This window comes from Coleofasciculus sp. FACHB-542, from assembly GCF_014695825.1.
Lineage (GTDB): Bacteria > Cyanobacteriota > Cyanobacteriia > Cyanobacteriales > FACHB-T130 > FACHB-T130.
Window position 1 is genome coordinate 1 of record NZ_JACJPB010000020.1, and the last position, 16,659, is coordinate 16,659.

Sequence of the window (16,659 nt, forward strand, 5' to 3'; positions counted from 1 at the left end):
TCGACAGAGCAAAAAAGTTCTTCTAGACTAAGCATGGGACGAGCCTGTAAAGCTGTTGTGTGATGACTTTTAGCTTACTCGCTTGTCCCCTCCTTATCCCGAACTCAGGTTAAATTAAGAAAGTTAAGAATGACAGACTTTCCTAGTTCCTCGTCTCTCGTTGCTTCATGTATCTTTCGATGAGGAGGATGGCAACAATGTCATCGATTGGTCGGGGTAGACTCCGCATCCCTTGGGGAATCAGGCGTCCTAAACCTTGGGGAGGGTACATTTGCCAATAGCGATCGCGTGCTTCCAATGTACTGTAGCGCTCATCTACCAGGACAATCGGCACCGACGTTGGGAATTGCTGAAGTTTCTTTTTCCAACTTTTGGAAGTGGTTTGATCGCCCATCACCAGAGTATCAATCGGGTACTCTTCACATAAGTCAAGGATCGTTGCGATCGCTGCTTCTGCCGGTACAACCTGGTGGTAATGCAGAGAATTGTCTTTCCCCACTACGGCTAAACCACACTTATCGCGCCCTGGATCGAACCCTAAAATCATCTGAATTGGCTAATCGCTAATTTACAAATGGTTAATTGCCATTAGTCATCATCTCATCACTAATGACTAATAAATTACATCCTCACCACAACTTCTCCGTCTTCAACCGCCTCCAAATTTAATTTCATCGGTCCGGCAATATAGGCGTCCTCAGCCACGACCGCTTTCAGAGAAATCGGCTTATTGTGCTTTTTCAACTGCTCGATAAACCGAATCAAGCTAACAATTCGATTGTCGCCAACCTGAACTGTATCGCCCAAAATCCCCGCGCGAGTAGCTCGGAACTGGGATGCTCCAAGCAGCAGGTCAATCCGCTGCCGAATTTGTTGGTCGGTCATGTTTGAAGGATCGGCAGATGTCGTTGCTACGACTTCACCAGTGCGGAATACAACTTGATTGGGTGCGGCGTCTGCAAAGACTTGTACCTGCTTTTCTCCCTGGACATAGTTACCAGCCGAAAAAACTCGGACTACATAGTTTCGACCATCCTGAATCTGGTTGATCAGTTGCTCTACCTGTGCCTCTGTAATTTGCACGACCCGTTCGTTCGCCACCTTGTTGAGACCGGGTTGGGTCGCTTTAATCGCTGTCCGATTCGCTTCCCGTAACAGCTGCTCAATGACCTGTCGGGCTGCGGCTGGCTCGACAATACGAAAAACGCCAGCCGCCAGAACCTGACCGCGCAGCAGTGCCAGACTACCCTGACGCAATGTTTGATAAGACTGGTAATACTGTTCTAAGGTTGCCACTTCCTGCTCTAGGGAAGCTTGTTGTTTTTCGAGTTCTTTAAGGCGATTTTCTCGCTGGGCAATCACCTCATCTCGTTGAGAAATTTTGTTGTCAAGTAGAGATAAGGCTTTGTCTCGCTGGGCAATTTGCTCATCGCGATCGCTCAGGCTCTTCCGAAAGGCAGCAAGTTTCTCATCAAGTTCGACAAGGGCTTGATCCCGCTTGACAATTTGCTCATCGCGTTGGCTAATTGCTCGGTCTTGCTGGGCAATTTTTTGGTCGCGCTGAGTCACTTTCGCTTTGAATTCAGTAATTTCAGCTCTGACTTGATTTCGCTGCTGGAGCAATTCTTGGCGTTCTGCTTGAAGTTGTTGGATTTCCGAACGTAGCGTCTTGGCTTGCCCTGAGACAGATGTAAGCTGTTTTTGGGTTTGCTGAAAGCTGCTGGCAACCCGGGTCAGTTCGCTTTGAGTCTGATTTAGTTGCGCCTCCGTCTGGCCTTGTTTAGCCAGCGCAGCTGCCAAAGATCGATTAATCGCATCTAAGCGCTGCTGAGCGACAGATTGCTGGGTGCGAGCTTGAGCGAGTTCCTTCTCTACTTGCTCTTTTTGGGCGGCGGTTTTAGCAAGTTCGCTTTCGGTTTTCCGTTTCTGCTCGTTCGCTTTAGCAATATCCTTACTTGCTGTCTTGAGTTTTTTCTGCACTTCTTGGAGTCTAAAAACTCCAATCCGCAATTGTTCGCTGGTCGCGAAGATGATTGTTAGTGTTGAGGCAGAAATCGTTAGCCCTGTCAGAATCGTTACTAAAACAGCTGTTTTGCGGGGACGCAGATTGAACAACGACAGGCGTGCTTTTCCCACGCGCGTGCCAATGCGATCGCCTACCGTTGCGATGACGCTTCCCAACACTAAAATAGACAAAATCAGGAAGAGCGCACTGTCGGTCATTGTCTGCTACAGTCATTCCAGTTACAGCCTATCGCATCGCAGGCTAGAGAAAGGGTTAACAGGAATTAAAGATCGAAGGTGAAATCGGAAAGGTTAAAGGTTGGAAGGTTGAAAACTATCCGCTTAAAACCTGACACCTTTTAACTCAACTCCCGACTAAATGTTAAAACTGGATAACCTGCTCGCGCTACCATGCCGTTTTAACCAACAACCTAACCTACAACCTGACGAGAGCCTCTAGCTGTTTTCAAGTAAACTGCTGACTCAGTGTAACTGGGTTGTGTACCGTAATTTTTTTCTTGTGGATAGAAATCATTTTTTCCTCCCGCAAATCTCCCAGTAAGCGGGTGACAGTTACCCTGGTGGAGCCGATTGCTTCTGCGATCGCTTGGTGTGAAAGCTTCAGATCGATCGTAATTCCATTGGCGGTAGGAACGCCAAAATCACGGCACAGAATCAACAGAAAACTCACCAAGCGCGATCCCATATCTCGGTGAGCTAATGTCTCAATCATCATTTCTGTTTGCAAAATGCGCGAAGAAAGCCCTCGCAGCATCAACATCGATAGCTCCGGATTATCCTTGAGCGATTGCTCTACCTGATCGATCGGTGCCGAAAGCAGCTCCACTGGCGTAAATGCTACAGCGTGATAAAACCGATCCGAACGATGCCCTGTAATTAAGGACAGTACTCCAAAAACGCTGTTTTCTCGCAGCAGCGCCACGGTAATTTCTTCCCCAGCTTCATACACGCGAGACAGCTTTACTGCACCTTTGAGCAAAAAGTATACCCGTTCAGCCGGGTCTCCTGGGAAAAAGATCGTCTTGCCCCGCTCAAAAGTTTCCACCACGGGTGGAAACGCCCCACCTCCCAGTTGACGGAACACAGCTGCTAGCGGTCTATCTTGCGTCACTGCCACTTCCTTTTTCCTAAATGCTGCCCTACAGACTTCTGCAACTTTCTGTCGGAGGAACTTTAACCATAGCAAAACAACTATGAGAGTTTTCTGACATTAGACACAGATAAACTGACTTCCAAGCGGTTTTTGTGCTATTTGATACAAAATTTTAAAGTAGTTTCCCCGGCTACCTTCTTTAGTTCTCTCCCTGCTCAAGGCAAGTAAGATTATGACGGAAAATGTTGATATCTTGACAGTATCTGCGCTATCGGGTGGGATGCATGGTGAGTAAGGAGGCACGCTCCTTACCCGTACTAGACAGCCTCGCTCCGGGCGATCGCGATCTTGAATACTCCCCTAAATCGGATATCCTCTAATATTGCCTTCAAAATCGACATTTATGCTAGATTTAACCGGAAAAAACGCCCTTGTCACCGGCATTGCCAACAACCGATCGATCGCCTGGGGGATTGCTCAGCAACTGCACCAAGCGGGTGCGAATCTAGGAGTGACTTACCTGCCAGACGACCGGGGTCGCTTTGAAAAAAAAGTGGCAGAGTTGGTAGAACCCCTCAACCCCAGCTTGTTTTTACCCTGCGATGTCCAGAATGAGACCCAAATTCAGTCTACATTTGACGCCATCCGCGATAAGTGGGGTAAGCTAGACATCCTGATCCATTGTCTTGCCTTTGCGAACAAGGAAGATTTATCAGGTGATTTTAGTACCACTACCCGTGCTGGCTTCACCCAAGCTCTAGAAATTAGTACCTATTCGCTGGTGCAACTTGCAGGGTCAGCAAAACCACTGATGACAGAAGGTGGCAGCATTGTCACGCTGACTTATCTAGGCGGCGTTAAGGTGATCCCCAACTACAACGTGATGGGAATTGCCAAGTCTGGACTGGAAATGAGTGTCCGTTACCTGGCATCTGAATTAGGTCCACAGAATATTCGCGTGAATGCAATTTCGGCAGGTCCCATCCGCACTTTGGCATCGTCGGCGGTAGGTGGCATCCTGGATATGATCCATCACGTTGAGGAAGTGGCACCGCTTCGACGCACTGTAACTCAGAAAGAAGTGGGAAATGCGGCTGCTTTCTTGTGTAGCGATTTGGCAAGCGGCATTACAGGTCAGGTGCTGTATGTCGATGCGGGATACGAGATTATGGGGATGTAAAAAGAATCAAACATTAAAAATTAAAAATTAAAAAGCAAAGATTCTGCTAATTTTTAATTTTTAATTTTGCATTTTTAAGGCTTTCGCGTCTCCCAGATGCTCAGTAACGTAGGATAATAAACTTAACTTTATTTTCTTGAGTGAGCATCTGCGATGCAGGCACGCGATCGCCAATTTACACCTTCTCCAAGCATTGAACAGCTTTTGTCTCCTCGCATGGCAAGGGTTCCCCGCAAGACGGGCGAAACGGATGTCATCGTCACCGTCAAATTAGACGGGAATGGCACTTGCAATGCCAAAACCGGCATTCCGTTTTTAGACCATATGCTGCATCAAATCGCCTCTCACAGCCTGATTGATTTGGATGTAGCCGCGACGGGAGACTTGGAAATTGATGACCACCATACCAATGAAGATGTGGGAATTACCCTAGGAATGGCGTTGCATCAAGCACTGGGCGATCGCAAAGGAATTGTCCGATTTGGGAATTTCCTCGCCCCTCTCGATGAAGCGTTGGTTCAGGTAGCGTTAGATTTTTCCGGACGTCCTCATCTGAGTTATGGCTTAGAGATTCCCACTCAGCGAGTCGGGACTTATGACACCCAGCTGGTGCGGGAATTTTTTGTGGCGTTGGTCAATCACAGCCAGATGACGCTGCACATTCGCCAACTAGATGGAATTAATTCGCACCACATTATTGAAGCGACGTTCAAAGCGTTTGCGCGATCGCTCCGCATGGCAATCGAAGTTGATCCCCGTCGTGGCGGTACGATCCCCAGTTCTAAAGGCGTGTTATAGGTTTCCTTGCAAATACACTCCGATAAAGGCAACGAGAGCCGGGGAAATCCTCACCAGGCTCTCGCTTCATTCTGCTGAAGTTTCCGCGACCACTGACTCTCAATTCTTCTATGTCTTCAGAAATGAGAACTTATGGAAGAGGTTTGCGGATATAGCCATATTTATTGCCAATCTTAACTTTTGCTAGCCCTTGCGAAAAAGATTGAGCGCTATCAAATTGGGGTTTAATTACGAATTTGCCACTCTTATTGATATAGCCCCATTTGTCGCCGTTCTTTACCGCTGCTAGGTCTTCTGAAAAGTTATAAATATTATCAAATTGTGGGGGAATGACAACATTGCTTGCCTTGTCAATATAGCCTACCTTAGTGTCTATCGTTATGCCCGCCAGCCCTTGAGAAAAGTCCCCAGCCCAATCAAATTGGAGTGGAATAACAAGATATCCCATTCTGTCAATATAGCCCCACTTATTATTACTGGATATCACTGCTAGTCCTTCCGAAAAAAACTTAGCTTCCTCAAATTCCAACGGAACAATAACGTCTCCCCGATTATCGATATAGCCCCATTTGTTGTCTTTTTTGACTGGCGCGAGTCCTAGGGCTGATTCACTGCGATCGCTTATAGAAAAAGATTCAGCAACATCAAACTGGGGCTGAATGACGAAGTTGCCTTTCTGGCCGATATAGCCCCACTTTTTACCGATTTCTACCGCCGCCAGCGCTAACGCAGTGCGATCGCTTATAGAAAAAGATTCAGCAAAATCAAATTTTGGGTTAATTACCAAGTTCCCTTTCTTATCAATATATCCCCACTTTCCATCTATCTTTACCGCTGCCAGCCCTTGAGAAAAATTCTTAGCCAAATCATATTTTGGTTTAATGACTAAGTTGCCACTCTTGTTGATATAGCCCCACTTGTTCTTTAGTTTGGTAGCCGCTAACCCTTGGAAAAAAGATTCGGCATTATCAAATTGAGGTTTGATTGCGAAGTTGCCTTTATTATCAAGATAGCCCCATTGGCCGTCTATTTTGACTGCTGCTAGCTCTTCTGAAAATGAATCAGCCCAGCTAAATTTAAGCGGGATGACTATTTGCGAATTACGGGCTTGTCCCTCAGTTGCATCAAAATTAACTTGAGAAGTCCGAAAATTTGAGATGGCTTCACATCCAGAAATTAGAGCGATCGCTAATCCAAACAGAAGGCTGGCAACCGCGACAAGCAATCTGTTGTGAGTTGCAATTTTCATAAAAGTACCCTATCCAATCGCAGCCAACATTTAAGTAATCAATATTTGTTAATCATCTGAAGTAAACCCTGTTATTGTCAGTGAAATTCTAAAGCTTGCTGGTAATGCCTGACTAGATTAGGCTATCCGAATTTAGAATTAAAAAATTAGAAAGGCACCCAGCTAGCTGAGTGCCCCTGTTTTATATCAGCGCGTGGTTGCGCGTGATTACTGTTTCAACATCAAGAAGGGGTGCGAGGAGCTGTCAGGACATCCCAAGCCGCTTTAGCAGCTTCGGCAAGGCGATCGCCTAAAGTTGACACTTCCTTCACGATGGACTCCCAGTTCTTCTCTGCATCCATTTGAATGAGTTTAATCGAGTATGAAATTCGCTCTGGATCGAACAACTTATCCTGTTCAATCTTCTCCCGTGCTTGTTTCACTGCATTAAGATAGGCATCGCGAGTATATTCGGTAGCAGATTTTGTTTCTACCTGCGCCCGTTTTTTAATGGCGTCAATCAGCGCCATCGTTTCACGCTTCAAATCTTCGGATTCGCCTGCCATATTTTCATCAACGATAGCCTTTGTCTCCGGGCTAACTGTTATGGCGGTTTCTGTATTATTAGGGACTTCTGTATTCATGGCTACATCTCATGAGTAGAGTTTTGAGTGAAAAAGATTAGCTTTTAGTAAGGTTCGGCTACTAATTTCACAAACCGGAAAATTGAAGAAATGCTAGTACAGACCAATAAATCATCAGCGGTAGCTAACTATTGGGGCAAGAAACGCGATCGCACGACCAATTGTGACAGCAACGGCTTGAGTTAACGTGTCGCGATTGTAGATATGGTAGAGTTCGTAAGTTCGTCACAGCTACTAAAGCAATCCCTACCAAGGCACCCGTCCAACCACCAATGAACCAGTAGCTGACGGTAATGATTGGCGCACTAAACAGACCTAATCAGGCAACGGTTTTAAACTGATTCACTCCGCTTGCTCTCGTTGAAGGCATCTGCTTAAATAAAGGGCTATATCAGAAATAGCATTTCTGTAGTATATTTCCTTCAGCCTATCGGTATAATTTCAGAGGGTTATGGGAAAAAACGATAGCAAAGGTACGGGTTAACCAACCTAACCTCCTATGAGAAATCGCTGGATTGAAGACCCTTCATTCCCCAGTCCGAGAGTCTAATTTTCAAGTTAAATGCTGCAAGACCCCGCGATTCGTCATCCCATTGCCATCAGTTTAGGAGCGATCGCTGGAGCATTGAGTCGCTACTATCTCACCCTCTGGTTTGCCCAACGCTTTGGTACCAGCTTTCCCTACGGCACCTTTTTTATCAACCTTACAGGTTGCTTTGGGATGGGTTTTTTTGTCACTTTTGCCTTAGAACGGGTGGCGAATATTCCTCTAGATGTGCGATTGATGGTAACGACCGGCTTTTTAGGAGCTTACACAACTTTCTCCACTTATGGGTTAGAAACATTTACTCTACTGCGCGATCGCAGTTATGCCGCCGCCGGTATTTACTGGGCAGGTAGCGCCATATTTGGAATTATTAGCGTTCAGCTAGGCACGCTTCTGGCTCGGAGCGGGCGGTAGCAAAAACCCTATGACTGCTTAGCACACACCATTCCCAGAGCCTTCAATCTCGATCCTTGGAGACTAGACTGGTGCAGGAAAAATATCAACAATTGATTAAGTAGGGCGGTTGGCTCTCATTGGTGCTGCATTTACTCTTAAATCCCACGAAAACAACCGTACCAATGCCCTTTAGACTAAAAGCAGCAACAAACTTAACACTGGATTAAGAGGGTCTACCTTGACTGACACCAATACTCCTTTCCAGACAGTCTCGCGCAGCGAACTCCGGCAGCTCGTCCGAATGCAGCTGCAAATGCTGCTTGAGGCGGAAGACCTTCAGGGGGCAAAAGCAATCCTCGTCCCGGTGCAACCGGCGGACATTGCAGAAGCCATTGAAGGGTTGCCAGAGGCGATGCAAGCGATCGCCTTTCGCTTGCTCTCCAAGGACGAGGCGATTGAAGTTTATGAATATCTCGACTCTAGCGTGCAGCAGGCGCTGATTGAGGAATTCCGGCGGCAGGAAGTTCTGGACATTGTTGATAAAATGTCCCCTGATGACCGGGCACGACTTTTTGACGAACTGCCCGCTACCGTTGTCCGTCGTCTGCTCGAACAGCTCACCCCCACCGAACGCCAAGCGACAGCTCAGTTGTTGGGTTACGAGGCTGGTACTGCTGGACGATTGATGACACCAGAGTATATCTCTTTGAAAGAAAACATGACGGTGGCGGAAACGCTGGAGCGAATTCGCAGTTTAGCCCATGCTACTGAGATTATTTATTACCTTTATATTACGGATGCTGCTCGTCACTTGTCGGGCATTTTATCCTTACGCGATTTGGTAATCGCCAATCCCGAGCAGAAGATTGGGGACATTATGACTCGTGATGTGGTATGCGTTTATACCAGCGATGACCAGGAAGAAGTGGCGCGGCTGATCGGGCGCTATGACTTTCTCGCTGTCCCGGTGGTAGACCGGGAGAAGCGTTTGGTGGGCATTGTCACCGTTGATGACGTGATTGACATCATTGAACAAGAAACGACAGAAGATATTTACAAACAGGGCGGTCTCCAGTCGGGGGGCGACAATTATTTCCAGACAGATTTACTCACGGTGGCTCGCAAGCGAGTCGTCTGGCTGTTCGTTTTGCTACTAACTAATACTGTCACCGGCACGATTATCAAAGCGGAAGAGGAAATTCTTCGGCAAGTGGTATCGCTGGCGGCGTTTATTCCCTTGTTAACTGGCACTGGCGGGAATGTCGGTTCTCAATCCTCGACAGTCGTGATTCGGGGCTTAAATACCGAAGAACTTCGAGAAATGGGGCCAGCACAGGTGGTAATGCGAGAAGCGATCGCTGGGGCGCTCCTGGGAGTGATGTTAGGCACCGTAGCCACCTTATGGGCTTTTTGGCTCCTGAATGGAGATTGGTCAGTCTCGCTGGCTGTAGGGATTAGTTTGGTGGCTATCTCGATTTTGGCATCAGTTGCGGGTTCCGGTCTTCCGTTCATCTTCCGCGCCGTCGGGTTAGATCCGGCTTTGATGTCAGCACCGTTTATTACAACGGCAGTTGATGTATTGGGCGTACTGATTTACTTTAATTTGGCGCGGCTAATTTTGAAGTTGTAGAAGCGAGTAACTGGGTATTCAGTTGAATCAGGAAGTTATGAGAAGGTGATATCAAATCCGCTTGAGCAACCAGCGCATTCTTGTCGGCGTAGCGTCCTGAAAGGGTATAGAACCATAATTCCTGCGGCTTCGCTTTTCCCTCGCCGCTGACAAAGAGGGTTTGGGGATGAGCTTTCAAATGATAGCGACTCAAACGAATTTGATCTACGTAAAATTAAACGTTGAGAATGAGATTTCGCGTCTACAATTCTGTTGCTGTATCAGGAGCAACAATTTCCCCTTCCATACTCATTAAGGAGTCTTGATCGGTAATCAAATCACTCAACTCATGGAAAGTGACGCCCATATCTTCACAAGCTTTCTTGAGTTCTCGCTTAAAGGTGCCTAAATCCTCACCATAGCCTGACAAATGAGCCGCAGTTTCAACTCCCTGTTTTGCATTTGCTTTAGCACAATCAACCAGCTCTAAACCTTTCAGAGGTATTGGTGAGGCCATAAGTAGTTTTGAATTTTAAGTTGTATTATTTGCAGCATACTGAGATTTACTCCAGAGACTTATCCTTCTGGAGTTAGAAAATCGAGGGAATTCAAATGCTTTTAGCGATGCTGCCAATATTTACAGACAGCATAGGCGAGGGTAACGACGCCGGTAATAATGGCAGATTCATCCACCTCAAATTGGGGATGGTGCAGCGGGTAGTTTTTTCTGTCCGGGTATCCCACACCTAGTCGAAACATCGTACCAGGAGAGTGTTCCAGATACATCGAAAAGTCTTCCGCACCGAGAGAGGGTTCCAGTAAAATTTGGACGCGATCGCTTCCCCACGCTTCTTTGGCAGCTGTTTCCACCAACTGAGTCAGCGCTGAGTCATTTTGCACAGAAGGGACTCCCCGGCGATAGTTGACTTCGCAGGTAGCACCGTAAGTTTTACAGATATTGCAGACAATCTGCTCGATCCACTGGGGTAAACTGGCATGAGTTTCTGGATGCAGCGATCGCACGGTTCCTAATAATCGCACATGGTCGGCAATCACATTCGGGGCGCGTCCACCCTCGATTTTACCAATCGTTAGCACGACCGGGCGCAACGGGTTCTGTGTGCGGCTAATCGCTTGCTGAAGAGAAGCGATCGCTTGCGCTGCAATCCAAATTGCATCAACTGCCTCATGAGGACGCGCCCCATGCCCAGATTCGCCTTTAATAATAATCTCCAGATCGTCTGCGGCTGCTGTCAACGCACCGTAACGAATTCCCACCGATCCCGCCGAAATAGAAGGGAAAACGTGAACGCTCATAATCGCGCTGACATTCTGCATCACCCCATCTGCAACCATCCACCCAGCTCCTTGGGCAATTTCTTCGGCTGGCTGGAACAGAAAGCGCACATCTCCTGGCAAGGCATCTCCGAGCTGAGATAGTATCATCGCCGTCCCTAAACCGACTGTGGTGTGGACATCGTGACCGCAGGCGTGCATAATTCCCGGAAGACGCGAGGCATACTCTAAAGTGGTGCGTTCTACGATTGGCAAAGCATCCATATCAGTACGAATTGCCAGTAGTCGATCGTCGATGCCTTGTCCTTTTAATTCTCCAATTACGCCAGTTTTACCCACTGCTTCTTGGACGTGAAGTCCACAGGAAGACAAAACGCCAGCAACATAGGCAGCAGTTTGGTATTCTTGACCGCTTAGTTCTGGGTGAGCGTGGATATGTCGTCGGATTTCAATCAGGCGAGGCGCTAGTTTTTCAGCAATGTCTTTAATACGAGTCAGCACAGATTTATTAATTGAGTGAGCGTTTATTTAATGATAAGAGTTGTAAAAACCTCAACTGCCCTTTAAGGATTCAATTATAAAGACTGTGAGCGATTACTGAATAATCGGTAAATAGAAAGCCATTGCAGAATATCCGCAAAAGCAGTCATCTAACCTTGACAAAAACAGGGCGAAGGCTATATAGAGCTGGCTGGACGTGATGCGATCGCTACTGGGATCGATTGATTTCAAAACCTACTATTAATAATCATTCCAAAATATAAATATCTTTCCACCGACATAGTTGCATCTACAGGTTTCGGTACTTAATTCATAATAATTTCAGGTGATAATGACCGATTTTGAGGCGATTTCCAGAGGTTATAGAAATAAGTTAAAGTTAGCATTGCCAGAAGGATTACTTTATCAAGAAGTAAAAAACTACCAACTGCTGACAAGTAGCGATCGCCTTCAGCTAATTATGCAAAGTTTGTAGTCATGTATCTGCTTGAGCGATCGCATTAACCCGTTACTAAGGTCTAGACGTATCGGTAGCTTGCAAAACCCAGTCTAGGTGTAACAAAATGTTACCCTAGCGAGTCTGGATCTAACCCCATAGCACGAAGTTGTTTTGCTAAAGTTTGGGCGCGTTGTTCGGCAAGTTGGGCGCGTTGTTCGGCAAGTTGGGCGTTTTGTTCGGCAAGCTGAGCGCGTTCTTCCGGTGTCAGCAATCTTTGCCCTTGCTCGTCGTACCAGTACAACCACTCCCGCGTTATTCCTTGATAAATTCCCCGTTCTGTACCAATCGCCAATCCCATTTCTGGGAGCCAAACCGGGTTTCCTGGCTGCAACACATATTCGCCATCAACCAACCGATGCACCTCCAAATGCGGCTTTCTGCGACGGCGTGACGAATAAATTACGTAGTACAAAACCCCTAAATTCGCATAATCTAGCTTTTTTTGGCTATATTCTTTCCGATAAGTTTGGGAGACAACCTCCAACACCATCGTTGGGACGCGCTCTTCTTCCCAAATCGCATAACTTAAGCGCAGCTCCTCGTCAAAAAACCGCTCGACTCCTAAGCTAAGAAATCCATCGGGTACAATGGCTGGTTTATCAGGATCGTAGTAAATCCCCATATCTACGCCAAAAAACCAATCCATCCGATCTGCCCAAGCCATCGCCAATATTGCTTTTAGCAAACCAGGGATTAAATCTTGCAGTTCATTATCCACAGGCGTTTCGTCAGAGTCGGGTAGCTCCTCGGAAGAGGGAAAATACTTTGGTGGCTTGTACTCTAACATGACTAATTTCCCTAAGACTACTGACTCTATGATAAATAAGTAGATACAAACAAAAAAATTAGAGAAGCCCATTTTCTAAAAAATGGAATTTCTCTAAATTTATTTAATGCAAGTAGACTTGTCCCTTAAATAAAAACTTAATCGCAGACTGCAAAAGTTTTTTGTTTACCATCTAAGAAGTATAAAGCCTCAGAACAGTAAGCAAGAGAATCTACATCTAGTTGTTTGGGTGGTTCATCGGTCTTACTAACTTTCCACAATTCAATCGCTGGTGTATTAACATAGGTTTTTTCTTCTGGCGATTCCGCTTTCAAAGGACTATACTTGCGGTTAGCTAAACCTTTTTCTCCTGCGGGTTTGAAGTCCATTGAAGTGTAAATTACCCCTTCTTCTGGCTTCGTGGTGCGCCTGTAATCTTTCACGAGCGATCGCTTAAACTTTTCATTGCCTTGATTCAGGGCGATTTGAAATCGGAAATCAGCCGTTTCTTCAGCTACTAATAACATTGCATAGTCTTTCAAGCCATCTTGATTAAAATCAGCCGAGAAGATGCTGCAAGTAAACTTCTGGTTCGGAGTTTCACTAGACTTAAAGTTGCGAATCGACGGTACAAAATCGGATTCCTTAGCGAGGCGGTGTTCGCCAAGGGTTGCTTTCACAGGTTGCGGGACTTCGCCTTGACACTGCAAATTGGGTAACTCAGCCACTGTTGAGGGAGTTGGGGAAGTTGTCGATGTTGTTGATGTGGACTGGTTGGAATTTGTTGTAGAGTTACAAGCACCCAACATCAGAACCATTGCCAATAAGAAAATTTTTTTTATCATGAGCTGCTAATTAAATCTGTCTGCTCAAGTAGAGCTTCCAAGGCGCGATCGCAAATTCCGGGGATTAAGCGATCGCGGCTCAGGCGACACGTCATTAACGCCAACCTAACCAACGCAGAAAAGGCACAACCAAGTAGTAACTCACGCCCAGCCAGAAGGCAATCGTGACACCCAGGAGACTGAAAAAACCAAGGCTAGGAAGGAGATCGAACGAACTAAGAGTAAAGAACCCTAAACCCCCAAAGATTCCGGCTGTGCCAGCTGCGGCGACAATGGCGTGAACCAGTTGATGGCTGGGCAAACCAAGACCGAGCGTTAACGGGCCAACAGCAACTGCAATCAACGTGACCATTTGCAGCACCGTTCCAGCAGGCATCAGATGGCAAACCAGCCACCCTAACCCATAGCCAAAGACACCCATGAGTCCAGCCACTAAACGGCGCTTGCGTTGACCAAAGCCACCAGCTTCAGTAAGACCCCAAGCCGTTCCCCATCCAGCGAATGCAAATAGCAGAATGGCTTGTCCGACTGGGGGTGGAATATAGGGGAAAACAGGTGGTAGCTGCGCCAGCAAAGCAGCGAAATGAGTCCCTAAAGGGAACACATAAGCCAAAGAAAAACCAGTAACAGCAAACACCCCCCCCGCAATTCCGCCAACAAGCATCTCCCAAAGCGTATCCAGGCAAGCTGTCACAACTTTAGCGATCGCTCGAACCACGAAAAGAGCCGTTTGACCCGCTAGCGTCACAATAGAGGCGATCGCCACCCACAAAAGCTTTAGGCTTCTGCTAGCGATGGTCGCGATCGCATCCGAGAAAGACTGCGGAACCTGACTGGTTTTCGTCTTCATGGAAGAATCCCCAGCCAGACGCTGCTGAATTTCCACAGCCGTCCCCGGTCGCTGGCGCACATCAGGCTGCACCATATCATCCAGCAAATCGGCGAAGGCGGGACTCACCGGGGCGCAATGACGCCAACGTAACTCTCCTGTCGCCGGGTCTTCCAACTCTGGGGGATATCGACCCGTGAGCAAGTGAATCATCGTTTGACCCAGCGCATAGAAATCTGCCGCCGGTCCCACCGCACCTCCAAAAATCTGCTCCGGCGGACTGTATCCGGGAGAAATCAAACGCGTTGAACTTGCCTCTTGTCCCACTTGGACAGTGCCTATCTGTTTTGCCCCGCCAAAATCAATTGCCACCAGTTGCCCGGTTTCCTGGCGCAGCATCAAGTTGGAGGGTTTAATATCTCGGTGAATAATCTGCCGCCGATGCAACTCTTGTAAAATATCGAGCGCTTGCTTCAGCCAATTCGCCACCTGCGGCTCGGGACACCCTTGGGGATAGTGGCGCTCCAGGATATCCTGCAATGTCTGACCGTTGATTTTTTCCATTACCAGACAAGGCAGACGCCGGTAAGAGGGATGACCCAAATTCACTACAAAATAGCTATCTGGCTCGACGCTAGGGACACCCGGATGATGCAGACTTGCTAAAACAGATGCTTCTTGCTCAAACAGTTCCTGCGCCTTTGATGAAGATTCCAGTAATACCTTCAGCACCCGGTCTTTTGCCAACTGCAAATCCCAGACTGTATAAATAGCAGCGAATCCCCCAGATCCTAGAGTCTGGAGAGGAATATAGCGATTGTTCAGATGTAGCGGTGCCCCACAACAGTTGCAAAATTTGTTTCCCCAAGGCTGGGGATAGGGACGCGAACAATCGGGATTAATACAGTGGGCAGCACTGGTCACAGACTAGAATTAGATGAAAACACAAGCTCCCTCGATTCTACTCGACGCCTCAGACTAACCGGAAAACCCGCCAGGATAATCTTCACCAGCGATAAGTAAATACGATACTACCAGCCCTTGAGGAACTTTATCTTTGTTCTAGAACCGACTAAGCGCTTGATAAGGGCATGGTGATTCTTAAAACGATATCCATTGGGTGGTATCGGGTGCAATCTAATAATTTAAAGTGTTTAGATACAAACAAAGCCGGAGAGTTGCTTCTCCGGCTTTGTTTTCACTTGTCGTGCTTCTTTAATGTATTACCAAAAACTTATTTGGCAGAGAGAGTAGTAGCGGTCTGCTGTTGAATCCATGCTGAATGCAAGTCCTCCTCTACAAAAGCCTTTTTCCCAGACTTTAAACTTTCAGCTATAAGCACTTTGATGGTTGGTAAATAAACCCCATTAACCATTTCATGTCCGTAACCAACCACTTTGCCAAAATGCCCAGTTTTCTGGCTAAGAACATCATCCCCTATGGCAAACATGATTTCCATCCTTTTGCGGTGATTCTTTTACTAATCTAATTACTGGTTTAAACCTTTGCTTCTATCAAAGGGAAGGAATAGCTGTTCCAAAGAAATACCCACATATTAAGTCATTAAGTGCTTTTGAATACATTACTCTGTAATTTGTTTGTTTTTTTAAAACAAACTAAATTTTTTTTGATAAGCTGTAATGTGGAACCAAAGCTTGCCAATTTTACAAGTTGCCGACAGTCTAATAAATTGAAAGGATCATTTATCTGATTCTCTCCATTAATCCTTTGTTCAAGCCTATAGCAAGCACAAACAGCAAAATTAAATAATAATATTAAAGGTAAAAGAGATCCAATATTTATGGCTAAGAATGAATTCCTAAATCAACTGCTTATAAATAAATTTTAAAAACATTATTTAACTAGCAATTGCTGTAACTAGAAACGGCGAACTAGTATACAAGAAGCAATTAATTCCCAAAGATAAAAGCCTCAACATTTTCCCAATTAAGGGAAGATGTTGATTTTCTTAAAAAATTAAGACGATCGGGAAGCTGAGAAAAACTAAAGTTTATGAGAAACTTGGACGCGATCGCTTTCTTAGGAAAAGTTTTTTCTTGCAAGTTTAGAGGGGACTTGAACCAAATCTCGGTATCAAGAGCAAACCCAAAAACGCAGGAATCGTTGAAGTGGGCGAACTGACAAGTCAGCGCTAGGCTAACGCCTCGCTTCGCTGTTTTCATGCCCAAGGGGCTGTACGCTAACGCGCACCTCATTATAAAAAACATTTAAGTATAAAAAATCAAGAACTAAAAACCTGAAGCTTTGCTAAATGACTCAATTCGTCGATTGCCTCAGTATTATTGCTGTTGAGATTAGTATTTATAGTTTCATAAGACTTACCAGCCTGTTGAGTCAAACCCGTGTAATTACCGGGACATTAGTGGCTCTTAGGCTAAATCT

General features: G+C 46.3%; 17 protein-coding genes and 1 pseudogene. 5 read left to right on the forward strand and 13 right to left on the reverse strand.

The genetic code is table 11. The features are described 5' to 3' along the window. Positions 1–142: 142 nt before the first annotated feature. The 3 genes from H6F52_RS05355 to ntcA all read right to left on the reverse strand — a co-directional run bounded on the left by H6F52_RS05355 (position 143) and on the right by ntcA (position 3,142). Positions 143–547 (reverse strand): pre-16S rRNA-processing nuclease YqgF, encoded by a 405-nt coding sequence (locus tag H6F52_RS05355; protein ID WP_190532573.1) that lies wholly within the window; start codon positions 545–547, stop codon positions 143–145. Positions 548–621: 74 nt separating this feature from the next. After that, positions 622–2,223 carry a DUF3084 domain-containing protein gene (locus H6F52_RS05360; RefSeq protein WP_190532575.1) on the reverse strand — a complete coding sequence of 534 codons (1,602 nt, stop codon included), beginning with the start codon at positions 2,221–2,223 and terminating at the stop codon, positions 622–624. 247 nt (positions 2,224–2,470) lie between these two features. Beyond that, positions 2,471–3,142 carry a global nitrogen regulator NtcA gene (ntcA, locus tag H6F52_RS05365; protein WP_190409995.1) on the reverse strand — a complete coding sequence of 224 codons (672 nt, stop codon included), beginning with the start codon at positions 3,140–3,142 and terminating at the stop codon, positions 2,471–2,473. A gap of 379 nt (positions 3,143–3,521) precedes the next feature. Here ntcA and fabI point away from each other — a divergent pair, with 379 nt between their 5' ends. Continuing rightward, positions 3,522–4,298 (forward strand): enoyl-ACP reductase FabI, encoded by a 777-nt coding sequence (gene fabI, locus H6F52_RS05370; RefSeq protein ID WP_190532578.1) that lies wholly within the window; start codon positions 3,522–3,524, stop codon positions 4,296–4,298. 153 nt (positions 4,299–4,451) lie between these two features. Beyond that, positions 4,452–5,096, forward strand: coding sequence for an imidazoleglycerol-phosphate dehydratase HisB (gene hisB / locus H6F52_RS05375; protein WP_190532581.1), 645 nt, complete (start codon positions 4,452–4,454; stop codon positions 5,094–5,096). 130 nt (positions 5,097–5,226) lie between these two features. Here the strand turns inward: hisB and H6F52_RS05380 are convergent, their stop codons facing one another. The 3 genes and pseudogenes from H6F52_RS05380 to H6F52_RS26345 all read right to left on the reverse strand — a co-directional run. After that, positions 5,227–6,345, reverse strand: a complete 1,119-nt coding sequence (locus H6F52_RS05380) for a WG repeat-containing protein (protein WP_190532584.1) — start codon at positions 6,343–6,345, stop codon at positions 5,227–5,229. 221 nt (positions 6,346–6,566) lie between these two features. Further along, positions 6,567–6,968, reverse strand: coding sequence for a hypothetical protein (locus H6F52_RS05385; RefSeq protein WP_190409991.1), 402 nt, complete (start codon positions 6,966–6,968; stop codon positions 6,567–6,569). Positions 6,969–7,088: 120 nt separating this feature from the next. Beyond that, positions 7,089–7,281, reverse strand: a pseudogene (locus H6F52_RS26345) (hypothetical protein); the annotation flags it as partial. 249 nt (positions 7,282–7,530) lie between these two features. Between H6F52_RS26345 and crcB the strand changes: the two are divergent. Continuing rightward, the gene (gene crcB, locus H6F52_RS05390) at positions 7,531–7,929 is read left to right on the forward strand and encodes a fluoride efflux transporter CrcB (protein WP_190532588.1); all 399 of its coding nucleotides are present in this window, start codon (positions 7,531–7,533) and stop codon (positions 7,927–7,929) included. 220 nt (positions 7,930–8,149) lie between these two features. Then, positions 8,150–9,541 carry a magnesium transporter gene (gene mgtE / locus H6F52_RS05395; RefSeq protein WP_190527216.1) on the forward strand — a complete coding sequence of 464 codons (1,392 nt, stop codon included), beginning with the start codon at positions 8,150–8,152 and terminating at the stop codon, positions 9,539–9,541. Here the strand turns inward: mgtE and H6F52_RS05400 are convergent. The 3 genes from H6F52_RS05400 to H6F52_RS05410 all read right to left on the reverse strand — a co-directional run bounded on the left by H6F52_RS05400 (position 9,510) and on the right by H6F52_RS05410 (position 11,317). Further along, a complete protein-coding gene (locus tag H6F52_RS05400) occupies positions 9,510–9,734 on the reverse strand; it encodes a hypothetical protein (protein WP_190532591.1) in 225 nt (74 codons plus the stop codon). The genes mgtE and H6F52_RS05400 overlap by 32 nt on opposite strands. Positions 9,735–9,782: 48 nt before the next feature. Continuing rightward, on the reverse strand, positions 9,783–10,037 hold the full coding sequence (locus H6F52_RS05405; RefSeq protein WP_190440574.1) for a hypothetical protein: 255 nt from the start codon (positions 10,035–10,037) through the stop codon (positions 9,783–9,785). A 101-nt stretch (positions 10,038–10,138) separates the two neighbouring features. Then, positions 10,139–11,317, reverse strand: coding sequence for an amidohydrolase (locus H6F52_RS05410; protein ID WP_190532594.1), 1,179 nt, complete (start codon positions 11,315–11,317; stop codon positions 10,139–10,141). 331 nt (positions 11,318–11,648) lie between these two features. Between H6F52_RS05410 and H6F52_RS05415 the strand changes: the two genes are divergently transcribed. After that, positions 11,649–11,792, forward strand: a complete 144-nt coding sequence (locus H6F52_RS05415; RefSeq protein WP_190409986.1) for a hypothetical protein — start codon at positions 11,649–11,651, stop codon at positions 11,790–11,792. Positions 11,793–11,883: 91 nt separating this feature from the next. Here H6F52_RS05415 and H6F52_RS05420 read toward each other — a convergent pair whose 3' ends face one another. The 4 genes from H6F52_RS05420 to H6F52_RS05435 all read right to left on the reverse strand — a co-directional run bounded on the left by H6F52_RS05420 (position 11,884) and on the right by H6F52_RS05435 (position 15,715). Continuing rightward, positions 11,884–12,603 carry a Uma2 family endonuclease gene (locus H6F52_RS05420; RefSeq protein WP_190532597.1) on the reverse strand — a complete coding sequence of 240 codons (720 nt, stop codon included), beginning with the start codon at positions 12,601–12,603 and terminating at the stop codon, positions 11,884–11,886. Positions 12,604–12,740: 137 nt separating this feature from the next. Next, positions 12,741–13,427, reverse strand: a complete 687-nt coding sequence (locus H6F52_RS05425) for a hypothetical protein (protein WP_190532600.1) — start codon at positions 13,425–13,427, stop codon at positions 12,741–12,743. Positions 13,428–13,521: 94 nt separating this feature from the next. Beyond that, on the reverse strand, positions 13,522–15,180 hold the full coding sequence (locus tag H6F52_RS05430; protein ID WP_190532604.1) for a protein kinase: 1,659 nt from the start codon (positions 15,178–15,180) through the stop codon (positions 13,522–13,524). A gap of 310 nt (positions 15,181–15,490) precedes the next feature. After that, positions 15,491–15,715, reverse strand: a complete 225-nt coding sequence (locus H6F52_RS05435; RefSeq protein ID WP_242028962.1) for a hypothetical protein — start codon at positions 15,713–15,715, stop codon at positions 15,491–15,493. Positions 15,716–16,659 lie beyond the last annotated feature (944 nt).

Coding starts and splice junctions, on each gene's coding strand:
- H6F52_RS05355 (WP_190532573.1), bottom strand. CDS start 547: ATGATTTTAGGGTTCGATCCAGGGCGCGATAAGTGTGGTTTAGCCGTA.
- H6F52_RS05360 (WP_190532575.1), bottom strand. CDS start 2,223: ATGACCGACAGTGCGCTCTTCCTGATTTTGTCTATTTTAGTGTTGGGA.
- fabI (WP_190532578.1), top strand. CDS start 3,522: ATGCTAGATTTAACCGGAAAAAACGCCCTTGTCACCGGCATTGCCAAC.
- hisB (WP_190532581.1), top strand. CDS start 4,452: ATGCAGGCACGCGATCGCCAATTTACACCTTCTCCAAGCATTGAACAG.
- H6F52_RS05380 (WP_190532584.1), bottom strand. CDS start 6,345: ATGAAAATTGCAACTCACAACAGATTGCTTGTCGCGGTTGCCAGCCTT.
- H6F52_RS05385 (WP_190409991.1), bottom strand. CDS start 6,968: ATGAATACAGAAGTCCCTAATAATACAGAAACCGCCATAACAGTTAGC.
- crcB (WP_190532588.1), top strand. CDS start 7,531: ATGCTGCAAGACCCCGCGATTCGTCATCCCATTGCCATCAGTTTAGGA.
- H6F52_RS05405 (WP_190440574.1), bottom strand. CDS start 10,037: ATGGCCTCACCAATACCTCTGAAAGGTTTAGAGCTGGTTGATTGTGCT.
- H6F52_RS05415 (WP_190409986.1), top strand. CDS start 11,649: ATGACCGATTTTGAGGCGATTTCCAGAGGTTATAGAAATAAGTTAAAG.
- H6F52_RS05420 (WP_190532597.1), bottom strand. CDS start 12,603: ATGTTAGAGTACAAGCCACCAAAGTATTTTCCCTCTTCCGAGGAGCTA.
- H6F52_RS05425 (WP_190532600.1), bottom strand. CDS start 13,427: ATGATAAAAAAAATTTTCTTATTGGCAATGGTTCTGATGTTGGGTGCT.
- H6F52_RS05435 (WP_242028962.1), bottom strand. CDS start 15,715: ATGGAAATCATGTTTGCCATAGGGGATGATGTTCTTAGCCAGAAAACT.